This is a genomic window from Citrobacter telavivensis, from assembly GCF_041807075.1.
Classification (GTDB): domain Bacteria; phylum Pseudomonadota; class Gammaproteobacteria; order Enterobacterales; family Enterobacteriaceae; genus Citrobacter_A; species Citrobacter_A telavivensis.
Window position 1 is genome coordinate 1 of record NZ_JBGUBF010000011.1, and the last position, 11,890, is coordinate 11,890.

General features: G+C 53.4%; 15 protein-coding genes. 3 read left to right on the top strand and 12 right to left on the bottom strand.

Annotated features, from left to right (window positions below; genetic code table 11):
* The first annotated feature begins 880 nt into the window (after positions 1–880).
* Together ACERJC_RS23500 and ACERJC_RS23505 are read left to right on the top strand one after the other, a co-directional pair.
* Positions 881–2,212 (top strand): SLC5/6 family protein, encoded by a 1,332-nt coding sequence (locus tag ACERJC_RS23500; protein ID WP_152406097.1) that lies wholly within the window; start codon positions 881–883, stop codon positions 2,210–2,212.
* Positions 2,213–2,233: 21 nt separating this feature from the next.
* On the top strand, positions 2,234–3,547 hold the full coding sequence (locus tag ACERJC_RS23505) for an L-cysteine desulfidase family protein (RefSeq protein ID WP_373672588.1): 1,314 nt from the start codon (positions 2,234–2,236) through the stop codon (positions 3,545–3,547).
* A gap of 101 nt (positions 3,548–3,648) precedes the next feature.
* On the opposite strand, the gene ACERJC_RS23510 is transcribed toward ACERJC_RS23505, so the two are convergent.
* Entirely contained in the window at positions 3,649–3,810 is a 162-nt protein-coding gene (locus ACERJC_RS23510; RefSeq protein ID WP_042325225.1) for a protein YhaL, read from the bottom strand.
* An 18-nt stretch (positions 3,811–3,828) separates the two neighbouring features.
* A complete protein-coding gene (locus ACERJC_RS23515; protein ID WP_373672589.1) occupies positions 3,829–4,530 on the bottom strand; it encodes a pirin family protein in 702 nt (233 codons plus the stop codon).
* A gap of 104 nt (positions 4,531–4,634) precedes the next feature.
* On the opposite strand from ACERJC_RS23515, the gene yhaJ reads away from it, so the two are divergent.
* The gene (gene yhaJ, locus ACERJC_RS23520; protein ID WP_373672590.1) at positions 4,635–5,531 is read left to right on the top strand and encodes a DNA-binding transcriptional regulator YhaJ; all 897 of its coding nucleotides are present in this window, start codon (positions 4,635–4,637) and stop codon (positions 5,529–5,531) included.
* A gap of 57 nt (positions 5,532–5,588) precedes the next feature.
* On the opposite strand, the gene ACERJC_RS23525 is transcribed toward yhaJ, so the two are convergent.
* The 10 genes from ACERJC_RS23525 to exuR all read right to left on the bottom strand — a co-directional run bounded on the left by ACERJC_RS23525 (position 5,589) and on the right by exuR (position 11,839).
* Positions 5,589–5,960: a DUF805 domain-containing protein gene (locus tag ACERJC_RS23525; protein ID WP_286631641.1), complete on the bottom strand. Its 372-nt coding sequence runs from the start codon at positions 5,958–5,960 to the stop codon at positions 5,589–5,591.
* Positions 5,961–6,083: 123 nt separating this feature from the next.
* A complete protein-coding gene (locus ACERJC_RS23530; protein WP_373672591.1) occupies positions 6,084–7,073 on the bottom strand; it encodes a glutathione S-transferase family protein in 990 nt (329 codons plus the stop codon).
* A 69-nt stretch (positions 7,074–7,142) separates the two neighbouring features.
* Positions 7,143–7,535, bottom strand: a complete 393-nt coding sequence (locus tag ACERJC_RS23535; RefSeq protein WP_040073926.1) for a DoxX family protein — start codon at positions 7,533–7,535, stop codon at positions 7,143–7,145.
* A gap of 594 nt (positions 7,536–8,129) precedes the next feature.
* Positions 8,130–8,423, bottom strand: a complete 294-nt coding sequence (locus tag ACERJC_RS23540) for a YqjK-like family protein (protein ID WP_152406092.1) — start codon at positions 8,421–8,423, stop codon at positions 8,130–8,132.
* Positions 8,413–8,817 carry a phage holin family protein gene (locus tag ACERJC_RS23545; protein ID WP_042325334.1) on the bottom strand — a complete coding sequence of 135 codons (405 nt, stop codon included), beginning with the start codon at positions 8,815–8,817 and terminating at the stop codon, positions 8,413–8,415. The genes ACERJC_RS23540 and ACERJC_RS23545 overlap by 11 nt, the downstream gene beginning before the upstream one ends.
* Positions 8,818–8,819: 2 nt before the next feature.
* The gene (locus tag ACERJC_RS23550; protein ID WP_042325238.1) at positions 8,820–9,125 is read right to left on the bottom strand and encodes an ElaB/YgaM/YqjD family protein; all 306 of its coding nucleotides are present in this window, start codon (positions 9,123–9,125) and stop codon (positions 8,820–8,822) included.
* A gap of 32 nt (positions 9,126–9,157) precedes the next feature.
* Positions 9,158–9,526: a DUF1090 domain-containing protein gene (locus ACERJC_RS23555; protein WP_152406091.1), complete on the bottom strand. Its 369-nt coding sequence runs from the start codon at positions 9,524–9,526 to the stop codon at positions 9,158–9,160.
* Positions 9,527–9,674: 148 nt separating this feature from the next.
* Positions 9,675–10,058 carry an EnvZ/OmpR regulon moderator MzrA gene (mzrA, locus tag ACERJC_RS23560; RefSeq protein ID WP_152406090.1) on the bottom strand — a complete coding sequence of 128 codons (384 nt, stop codon included), beginning with the start codon at positions 10,056–10,058 and terminating at the stop codon, positions 9,675–9,677.
* Positions 10,059–10,061: 3 nt separating this feature from the next.
* Positions 10,062–10,724, bottom strand: a complete 663-nt coding sequence (gene yqjA, locus ACERJC_RS23565; protein WP_042998225.1) for a DedA family general envelope maintenance protein YqjA — start codon at positions 10,722–10,724, stop codon at positions 10,062–10,064.
* 338 nt (positions 10,725–11,062) lie between these two features.
* Entirely contained in the window at positions 11,063–11,839 is a 777-nt protein-coding gene (gene exuR, locus ACERJC_RS23570; RefSeq protein WP_061076235.1) for a transcriptional regulator ExuR, read from the bottom strand.
* Positions 11,840–11,890: the final 51 nt, after the last annotated feature.

An 11,890-nucleotide genomic window follows, 5' to 3' on the forward strand; every position in this document is an offset into this window, starting at 1 on the left:
GACGGCTGTCGCCTTATCCGGCCTACACGTTCACCGTTTGTAGGCCGGATAAGCCTGCGCCATCGGGCATTTAGTTGTTTTTGCCGGATGACGGCTGTCGCCTTATCGGGCCTACACGTTCATCGTTCGTAGGCCCGATAAGCTTGCGCCATCGGGCATTTAGTTGTTTTTGCCGGATGACGGCTGTCGCCTTATCCGGCCTACACGTTCACCGTTTGTAGGCCGGATAAGCCTGCGCCATCGGGCATTTAGTTGTTTTTGCCGGATGACGGCTGTCGCCTTATCGGGCCTACACGTTCATCGTTTGTAGGCCCGATAAGCTTGCGCCATCGGGTATTTAGTTGTTTTTGCCGGATGATGGCTGTCGCCTTATCGGGCCTACACGTTCACCGTTTGTAGGCCCGATAAGCTTGCGCCATCGGGCATTTAGTTGTTTTTGCCGGATGACGGCTGTCGCCTTATCGGGCCTACAGGTTCATCGTTCGTAGGCCCGATAAGCCTGCGCCATCGGGCATTTAGTTGTTTTTGCCGGATGATGGCTGTCGCCTTATCCGGCCTACAGGTTCATCGTTCGTAGGCCCGATAAGCTTGCGCCATCGGGCATTTCATCCATTGTCAGTCATCTAAAAGCACACTTTGTTGTGCTTTTTTGTTGTAATCTTCTTCAATATTAGAAAAAAATAACATAGTGGTGCCTTTTAAGAGAAAATATTTCTTAACTTATCGAAAATATCAGGGTTATTTTGTGACGTTTTTCTCTGAATCTGAGCGTATGCTTTTTTCCATTCTAATGACTCGCCTGCATATCCCGTACCGCGTATCGCCTTGATGCGGCACGACAAAAAATAAAAATGTACCCTACATAATGAGCGAGAGTTTTATGGAAACGGCAACGAACAGTAGTGTCATTCTCGACGCCAGCGCCCCAGCGCGCCGGGCTGGCATGACAGAGAGTGAGTGGCGGGAAGCGATTAAATTCGACAGCACCGACACCGGTTGGGTAATTATGAGTATCGGGATGGCGATTGGCGCGGGGATTGTTTTTCTCCCGGTTCAGGTCGGTTTGATGGGACTGTGGGTCTTCTTGCTCTCATCGATTATTGGTTATCCCGCCATGTATCTGTTTCAGCGTTTGTTTATCAATACGCTGGCGGAATCCCCGGAATGTAAAGACTATCCCAGCGTCATCAGCGGGTATCTGGGGAAAAACTGGGGCATCCTGTTAGGCGCGCTGTACTTCGTGATGCTGGTCATCTGGATGTTCGTCTATTCCACGGCCATCACCAACGACAGCGCTTCCTATCTGCATACCTTTGGCGTGACAGAAGGGCTTCTGTCCGATAATCCCTTCTATGGCCTGGTGCTGATCTGCATTCTCGTTGCTATCTCCTCGCGCGGTGAGAAACTGCTGTTCAAAATCTCTACCGGTATGGTGCTGACCAAACTGCTGGTCGTGGCGGCACTGGGTGTGTCGATGGTTGGCATGTGGCATCTGTACAATATTGGCGCATTGCCACCGATGGGATTGCTGGTGAAGAACGCGATTATCACGCTGCCGTTTACCCTGACGTCGATCCTGTTTATCCAGACCCTGAGCCCGATGGTGATCTCCTACCGCTCCCGTGAGAAATCCGTCGAGGTAGCACGTCATAAAGCGCTACGTGCCATGAACATTGCCTTCGGCATTTTGTTTGTCACCGTCTTCTTCTACGCCGTCTCCTTTACGCTGGCAATGGGACACGATGAAGCGGTTAAAGCCTATGAGCAGAATATTTCCGCTCTGGCGATTGCCGCACAGTTCATCAGCGGCGCAGGCGCCGGTTGGGTGAAAGTCGTGAGTGTCATCCTGAACATTTTCGCCGTGATGACTGCGTTCTTTGGCGTCTACTTAGGTTTCCGCGAAGCCACGCAGGGGATTGCGATGAACATCCTGCGCCGCAAACTGCCCGCTGAGAAGATTAATGAAACGCTGGTGCAGCGCGGCATCATGCTGTTTGCCATTTTACTGGCCTGGAGCGCTATTGTGCTTAACGCGCCGGTTCTGAGTTTTACGTCGATTTGTAGCCCTATTTTCGGCATGGTGGGATGTTTGATCCCCGCCTGGCTGGTCTACAAAGTGCCTGCATTGCACAAATACAAAGGGGCGTCGCTGTATCTGATTATCGTCACCGGTTTGCTGCTGTGCGTATCTCCGTTCCTGGCTTTTTCCTGATTTATCCTGAAGGTTGTTGTTATGTCTGAGACGATAAAAAATCCGTTGTGGTCGCGTTTCATCCGCGCAGTACAGGAGGAGGTGAAACCGGCGCTGGGCTGTACGGAACCCGTTTCCCTTGCGCTGGCTGCGGCGGTGGCGGCCTCTGAACTGAATGGTGCGGTGGAGCGAATCGATGCCTGGGTCTCGCCCAATCTGATGAAAAACGGATTGGGGGTGACGGTGCCGGGAACCGGCATGGTTGGGCTGCCCATTGCCGCTGCGCTGGGGGCGCTGGGGGGAGACCCCAGCGCCGGACTGGAGGTGTTGAAAGATGCCTCTGCACAGGCGATTGACGATGCGAAGGCGATGCTGAAAGCCGGCAAGGTATCGGTGATGTTGCAGCAGCCCTGTGACGACATCCTGTTTTCCCGGGCGAAGGTCTATAGCCAGGACGGCTGGGCGTGCGTCACTATTGTTGGCGGTCATACCCATATTGTGCGTATCGAAACCCACACCGGCGTGAAGTTTTCTCAACAAGCGAATGCCAACAGCGAGGCGCAGGAATCACCGTTAGCGGTGCTTTCTGAGACCTCGCTGGAAGAGATTCTGGCGTTTGTGAATACAGTGCCGTTTGACGCCATCCGTTTTATTCTCGACGCCGCCAGACTCAACGGCGCGTTGTCGCAGGAAGGGCTGCGGGGAAACTGGGGACTGCACATTGGCGCGACGATGGAAAAGCAGTGCGCGCGCGGTCTGTTGGCAAACGATCTCTCGACGGCGATCCTCATTCGAACCAGCGCGGCGTCAGATGCGCGCATGGGCGGGGCGACGCTGCCTGCCATGAGCAACTCCGGCTCAGGCAATCAGGGGATCACCGCCACGGTACCGGTGATGGTTGTCGCCGAGCACTTTGGCGCGGACGACGAGAAACTGGCGCGTGCGCTGATGCTTTCTCATCTGAGTGCTATCTATATACACCATCAGCTCCCGCGTCTGTCGGCGCTGTGTGCGGCAACAACCGCCGCGATGGGCGCTGCGGCAGGGATGGCCTGGCTGGTCGATGAAGGACGCTACAGCACGATTTCGATGGCGATCAGCAGCATGATTGGCGATGTAAGTGGAATGATTTGCGATGGGGCATCCAACAGTTGCGCGATGAAAGTCTCTACCAGTGCCTCTGCGGCGTGGAAGGCGGTGCTGATGGCGCTGGACAATACGGCGGTCACGGGTAACGAGGGGATTGTGGCGCACAACGTGGAACAGTCTATTGCTAACCTGTGCGCGCTGGCATGTCATTCAATGCAGCAGACGGACAAACAGATTATCGAGATCATGGCGCGTAAAGCGCATTAACCGGATGTTTGAGTGCCCGATGGCGCTTCGCTTATCGGGCCTACGGTAAAACACGTTTGTAGGCCGGATAAGGCGCTTGCGCCGTCATCCGGCAACGGGCCTCAGGCGATTTCGTCCTCTTCAGCTAACCGAACTTCGGCATCGGAAACAATCGCTTCCAGCTCGGTCAACATTTCCTCGTAGCCAAAAGCACGAGGGGCGGGAGGCGTCTGTGCAACGTCGGATTTGACGGTCGGGGCCTGTTTTTTCGCTTTCTTACTCATACGTAACTCCATTACCCATTACACCGGCAAATCTATCAGCAAAGCCCGCAACGGCGTATCGGCAACGAGCGTTATGTTATCTTCATCACGAATAAAGGCGCCGTCGCCACAGGTCAGCGCTTCGCGCACTTCATCGTGAGTAACGGCGTGAAAGGTGCCGTGAATCGACTGCAGGTAGGCGCGCGGGCCGTGGAGCTGAAAACTCAGCGACTCGCCCTGATTCAGCTCGATCTGGTGTACCCACGCCTGCTGGCGCAGCTGCAGGCTACCGTTCTCGCCGTCGGGTGACGCGATCAACTGCTGTTTAGCCTTTGTCAGTTTCATCTTTTGCACTAGGGCATTCTCGCGCTCAGGACAGGCGTCGAGCCACAGCTGCATACGCGTAAGCGGCTTGTCTTTGCTGACATTATGCTCGCTGTAGCTGATGCCTGGCTGGGCCGCGAGCAGTAATGCTTCACCCGCCTGGGCCTGCACATGGTTGCCTTCACTGTCACGGTACTCAGCAACGCCCTCGAGAATCAGATTGAGCACGTCCACCTTTGGCCAGGTGCGCGGCTGGAAAGACGCGCCGGGCGCCAGCACTTCCTGATTGAGCACGCGCAGCGACGCGTAGCCCAGCAATTTCGGGTCGAAATAGTGTCCAAAGGAGAAGGTGTAACGGGCCTGCAGCCATCCGTAGTCTGCTTGTCCGCATTGTTTGGCTGTTCGGGTAGTAATCATAGTTCTTGACCTCTCTTTACTTCCTTTTATGTTAAGGGGCTGGACGCTGCATTGTTAGCCAGATATTCTGCCCGGTATGTTCAAATTTCCTGAATGAGAACGATATGGCCAAAGAAAGGGCATTAACGCTTGAGGCATTACGCGTAATGGACGCGATAGATCGCCGCGGTAGCTTTGCTGCAGCGGCAGATGAACTGGGACGCGTGCCGTCTGCGCTCAGCTACACCATGCAGAAGCTGGAAGACGAGTTGGATGTCGTGCTGTTTGACCGCTCCGGACATCGTACAAAATTTACTAACGTTGGGCGCATGCTGCTGGAAAGAGGGCGCGTGCTGCTGGAGGCGGCTGATAAGCTCACCACGGACGCTGAGGCGCTGGCGCGAGGGTGGGAGACGCATCTGACGATTGTGACCGAGGCGCTGGTGCCAACCCCGGCCTTTTTCCCGCTCATCGATAAACTGGCCCTCAAAGCCAATACGCAGCTTTCGGTGATCACCGAAGTGCTGGCAGGGGCATGGGAGCGGCTGGAACAGGGCAGGGCGGATATCGTGGTGGCTCCGGACATGCACTTTCGCTCGTCGTCTGAAATTAACTCCCGCAAGCTTTATACCCTGATGAACGTCTATGTTGCCGCACCGGATCACCCGATTCATCAGGAGCCGGAACCGCTGTCGGAAGTAACGCGCGTGAAGTATCGCGGCGTCGCGGTCGCGGATACCGCGCGTGAACGTCCGGTATTAACGGTACAACTGTTGGATAAACAAGCGCGTCTCACCGTCAGTACCATCGAAGATAAGCGTCAGGCGTTGCTGGCAGGATTAGGGGTGGCGACGATGCCTTATCCGCTGGTGGAACAGGATATTGCCGAAGGGCGACTGCGCGTGGTCAGTCCGGAATCGACCAGCGAGATTGACATCATTATGGCCTGGCGGCGAGACAGTATGGGTGAAGCTAAAGCCTGGTGTCTGCGTGAAATTCCAAAACTGTTTGCCAGGAAATAAACGACGCTTTTCTTCAGGATTATCATATTCGGGGCAAACCGATTGCCCCGAAGCCACTCAACGCATGTCGTTTTGTTTAGGGTCAGGTCCGAAGCGGTTTTCGCCGGGCGTGCCGTCCTGACAGCTAAAGATGATGATCACCAGCCAGCCGATGACAGGAATCACTAACAATAACAGCCACCAGGCGGTTCGATCGGTATCGTGCAGACGCCGGAACTGAACGGCCCAACTGGGTAAAAAGACGAGGATCGCGTAAATCGTCGTCAGTACCCCTTCTCCTCCGGCTCGCTGCCAGCCAAACATCTTATCCAGAACGCCCAGTACGAACGCGAAGATGATGTTGACCAGAATAAACATCCAGAACTCTTTGCGGCGGGCCCGACCGCCGAAACCGACATAATTGCGTAAAACGTTTATATACCAGTCCATTTTCGCCTCAACTTTATGACAATCACTTGTTTTAAAAGCAATCAAAATAAGAGTAGTTGCGAATGATTAGATGGTAAATATTTGAATAATGAATTAATAAGGCACCCTGAAGGGTACCTGGATTCACTCAGCGAAACGGCCGTCACGCCCGTGTGGTTCGTTGAGATCCTGCCACGGGCCAATGGAAATAATGCCCGTCGGATTAATGGTCTTATGGCTGCGGAAATAGTGGTTGCGAATATGGTCAAAATTGACCGTTTCCGCGATGCCCGGCAACTGGTAAATATCGCGCAGGAAACCGTACAGGTTGAGATAGTCGCTAATGCGATGCTTGTCGCATTTGAAATGCGTGACGTAAACCGGATCAAAGCGGACGAGCGTTGTCCACAAGCGAATATCCGCCTCTGTGAGCCGATTGCCCGTCAGATAGCGATGCTGACCGAGGATCTGCTCCAGTCGCGCCAGCGCGGTAAAGACGTTTTCTACGGCATCGTCATAGGCTTGCTGGCTGGTGGCAAAACCCGCTTTATAGACGCCATTGTTAACGTTGTCATAAATCCAGCTGTTCAGTTCGTCGATTTTATTGCGCAGTTCAGGGGGATAGTAGTCCCCGGCTTTTGCGCCCAGCGCATCAAACGCCGTATTGAACATGCGAATAATTTCAGCGGATTCATTGCTGACAATTGTATGGTTCTTTTTATCCCACAGCACTGGCACGGTCACGCGACCGCTGTAATGGGGATCGGCGTGCAGGTAAAGCTGATACAGAAATTCGTGCTGATATAAGGTATCACCCGTGGCCGCCGGGAAATCATCGTCAAAAGTCCAGCCGTTTTCCAGCATCAATGGATTCACCACCGAGACCGAGATAAACGGCTCCAGTCCCTTGAGCTTACGCAGGATTAACGTACGGTGCGCCCATGGACAGGCGAGTGAAACATACAGGTGATAGCGATCTTTTTCCGCAGCAAAACCGCCTTCGCCGGAAGGACCAGGCGCGCCATCCGCGGTGAGCCAGTTACGGAATGCCGATACAGAACGTTGAAATTTTCCCCCGGTGGATTTGGTATCATACCAGGTGTCATGCCAGACGCCGTCGATCAGTTGTCCCATGATTTCTTTCCCTCAGATAGCAAAAACGAGGAGAAAATCCCCTCGTTCTTTTCATTCATTATAGAGCGTTTACCACTTTTTGTTCAGTACGCGGTCGATACTGAATGCGCCCGGACCGGTAATACCCAGCAGCAGGAAACCGCCAGCGATGGTCAGGTTTTTCATGAACATCAGCGAGTTAACGCCTTCAGCAAAGTTACTGTGGAAGATAAACGCGGTCAGCAGCGTGAAGCCTGCGGTAAACAGCGCGGTGGTACGGGTCAGGAAACCGAACAGAATCGCCAGACCGCCGCCAAACTCGAGCAAAATGGTCAGTGGCAGCAGGAATCCCGGAACGCCCATCGCTTCCATATACTGTTGAGTACCGGCGTAACCGGTGATTTTTCCCCAACCTGCGGTAATAAACAGGATTGGCATCAGAATACGCGCTACCAGTACACCAACATCTTCTAATTTTTTCATTCTTCTCTCCAGGAAACCACACAACTGCTGATTTTGTTTTTTAGTGCAATTTCGCGGTGTTCCGCGTCATTGCTGTCGATGGAGAGAATCATAAGCGTGAAGAATGAGAATTGTTAGCAAGGAAAACTGTCAGTAATCTTCAAAAATTTTGATTTTGTAGTGGCGCGATATTGCAGTTGCCGGATGGCGGCTACGCCTTATCCGGCCTACATATTGAGTGCGAGAGTCGGATAAGAGAAGCGCCATCAGGCGAAGTAGGGAGAGGTCGAGTGCGTAGGCCAGATGGCGGCTACGCCTTATCTGGCCTACATATTGAGTGCGAGAGTCGGATAAGAGAAGCGCCATCAGGCGAAGTAGGGAGAGGTCGAGTGCGTAGGCCAGATGGCGGCTACGCCTTATCTGGCCTACATATTGAGTGCGAGAGTCGGATAAGAGAAGCGCCATCAGGCGAAGTAGGGAGAGGTCGAGTGCGTAAGCCGGATGGCGGCTACGCCTTATCCGGCCTACATATTGAGTGCGAGAGTCGGGTAAGAGAAGCGCCATCAGGCGAAGTAGGGAGAGGTCGAGTGCGTAGGCCTGATAAGCGAAGCGCCATCAGGCGACAGGCGAGCGCAGCGTCTTTTTGACCAGCCGCCATGCGCTCCAGAGGCCGACCCCACGCCTTGCCCAACGCACGAGCAGGTTAGGGTGGCGAATCGTCCAGACCGCCATCACGCTGCTGCCAACCAGCGCCCACGAGCGCAGACTCAGCAGCGTGTTCCAGCCGCGATCGTAAGCGCCCGTGGCTTCCAGCCAGTCACGACGACTGGCTGAAAGATCCAGCCGTTGCTGTTGGATCTCACGAAGCAGCCGGGCCTTACGTTGTGCACGTTCACCTTTACCGCTCACGACTCTCCTCCTCGAGCAATTGCCGGTCATTCGCCAGTTCATGGCGGGTATGACGTAACAAGGTGGAGCGCCGCGCTTTGCGCAGCGTCCATATTCCGCCAATCAGCGCCAGAGCCAGCAGAACGACCGTGGTGGCGATCATCGCATTGAGCCGATACTGCGGGTCGACAGCCCAGATGATTAACACCATCAGGCTCATCAAACCAAATGCAGCGAAGAGCATGGTGAGTCCCAGCATCAGCAGGAGCTGAAAGAGGTTAGCCTTTTCTTCTTCCAGCTCGACCACTGCCAGACGCAACCGGGTTTCCACCATCTCAACGAGGATAGTGACAATCCGCTGCCCGATACCCAGAACGCTTTTCCCGGGCCCTTGTGCGTGATGAGGATCCGCCATCATTAACGACGCGACAGCAGAACGCCCAGCACGACGCCCACTGCCGCGCCAATCCCGACGCCGGTCCACGGATTTTCGCGCACATAGTCGTCAGCACGCGCAGCGGCTTCACGGGTCTGTTTGGCAATGGCATCGCCCGTTTCACCGAGGCGATAGCGGCTCTCTTTCAGCGCGCGCTCGGCTTTGCTGCGGATCTTACTCAACTCTTCTTTCGATTTATCCCCAGAGGAGTTCAGCACCTCTTCCAGCGTATCGGCCAGGGATTTCAACTCAGCGCGCAGATGTTCCGATGTGTTTTCTTTCGACATAGTATTCTCCAGGTGAGTAAGTGGTCTGATGCTTAGTAGTCGCGAGCCTCAAGCTCTTTGAGTTCAGCCCGGGCTTCCGCCAGCTTGCGCTCGCGTTTGGCAATTTTGTCCGCATCGCCTTTTTGCTTCGCTTCAGCGAGATCGCGCTGACGTTCGGCAATCTCTTCTTTCTGTTCGGCAATTTTTTCCTGATGATCGGCACGCAGCTTGCTGTCAGTACAGTTGGCCCTGACTTCGCTGAGCGCTTTTTTCAACCCATTGATACGGTTTTGGTTATTGTGCTTTTCGGCGTAGCTGATTTCCCGTTGAATATCCTGCTCTTTCTCCTGACAGAGGGTGTTGGCATAGCTGCCGGCACTGAGAGCGAAAAGGGAAATTGCGAAAGCGATGCGGTATTTCATTCTTGAACCTTCCATTGTGACTCGTCCCCATGAATTCAGAAACGATGATCCAGTGATAAAGCGACAGGGTGACCCCATCGCCTCATTAATCATAGACATTAATCGCTGAAATCACCAAAGTGGGTGATATGATTCGGATTCCTGGAGATTACCCTACCCGATGCGGGGGCTCTCGTAAACGTGACAACCACTGGACGGCCTGATTGTTATCATCCTGTTGGGCAATGATGTAGCCGTTGGGCAGCGTTTTGTCGAGAACCGCTTTGGCTGCGGCACTCTGGGCGCTGGAATCGAAAGTGATGAGCAGAGTGTCATTCTTCGGTGTAATACTTTTGAAACGAATACCGTTAGCGTCGAGGTGATGCCAGATCGAGAAACCGTCCGGCATGCTGGCTCCCTGGTGAACGGCACGGATCGCAAGCGTTGATTCTTGCTGACGAATCGCAGACCAGACCAACAGCGTGGCGCTTATCGCCAGCAGAAAGGCGGTACTCCAGGCCAGTTGTTTAAGCGTTATGCGCGGTTTCAGCATCCCTTACCCTCGATTCCCGTATTTCTTTTTCCACAGGACGACCAGCGAACCACCCAGGCCAAAAACCAGCAGCACCACGGGTAACAGCATCAGGCAAGACATTAACTGATCTTCATACTTCAGGAATACCGGCGTTTTACCCAACAGATAACCCAGACTGGTTAAAATCAGCACCCACAGCAACCCGCTCATCCAGTTGAAAAATTGAAAACGGGCATTATTCAGGCCGGACAAACCCGCGATGGTAGGCAACAAGGTACGAACAAACGCGATAAAACGACCAATAAGCAGGGCGGAAAGACCATGCTTATGGAATAAATGGTGGGCGCGTTGGTGATAGTGGGCGGGCAGGTGCGATAACCAGTTTTGTACGATGCGGGTATTGCCCAGCCATCGGCCCTGAATATAGCTCAGCCAGCAACCGAGGCTTGCCGCTGCGGTCAGCAACAAAATGGTTTGCGGAAAGCCCATTGCGCCTTTAGCAATCAAAACGCCCACTAAAACCAGCAGGCTGTCGCCGGGCAAAAAGGCGGCTGGCAGCAACCCGTTCTCCAGAAACAGAATCATAAATAAAACAAAATACAGCATGCCAATCATGGAAGGATTGGCCAGTGTTTCAAAATCCTGCGCCCACAGGGCATGCAGTAATTGAGTCAAAAGTTCCATTCAGTATTCCAGGTCGAATTGGTTAACGTCACGCCGGGTTCAGAAGTTTGCTACGCCGCATCATTGTTAATGTTTTGCATGGTGTGCGGACGGCGCAAAGCCGCGGCCTGAACTATTCCCTGTTAAAAGTTGTGAATTAAGCAAGCACTAACAAACATAAATTCGAATTGCATCTAATTGTAACAAAGGTCAACGTAGTCCGTTATAGAAATTACACGTCCGTGAAGTGTGATTCTGCTGATCGCAGGAGAGGGTGGCGAGAGGATTTACACAGGCTGACACTTTATACCTTTCGCTTACTGACAGGCGCAGCGGCGCGCCTGTCGAATCAAGAAATTTTATTTTGTTGCGTTAGCCGCCGTATCGAGATGAACCACCGGATTTTCGGCAAACAGGTAACGGTCGGCATTAAATTCAAAATCGTCGCTGGTTTCATTAAACAGCATGATTTTTGTGTTTTCGAGATGCTGCCACATCGCCAGTTTTGCCGCATGCGGGTCTTTACGGATCAACGCTTTAAGGATTTGATCGTGGTCGTCACACCAGTTATCCACGGTACGTGCATCAATGTGTTCGTGCAGTTTCTTCCAGTACGGGTTGTGACTGCGCTGAGTCCACATTTTTTCCACGATAGCGGCCAGCGCTGAGTTCTGCGTGGCTAACGCCACCTGAATGTGGAATTGCAGATCCCATTCGGAGTCGCGGAAACATTTCTCGTTGCGCGCCTGTTCCTGGATTGCCATCAGTTTCATGATGTCCTGCTTGGTGACCTGCGTGGCAGCAAACTCCGCAATGTTGCTTTCGATAAGCTGGCGCGCCTGTAGCAATTCAAAAGGACCGTAGTTGGCAAACTCCAGCGACTCGTCAGTGGCCTGCTGGTGGCGCGGCTGATTAGAAATCACGTGAATCCCGGAACCTTTACGGACTTCAACAAATCCTTCGACTTCCAGCATGATGATGGCTTCACGAACCACGGTACGGCTGACGTTTTTTTCATCGGCAATAAAACGCTCTGCAGGCAATTTATCACCCACCAGGTAAACGCCCTGTTCGATGCGCTCTTTTAAATCAGCAGCAAGTTGTTGATACAAACGTCGTGGTTCGGTGATTTCCATATGCACTCCAGGCATGATACGGCAGACTGTATTTGTTATACCACTTTCGCG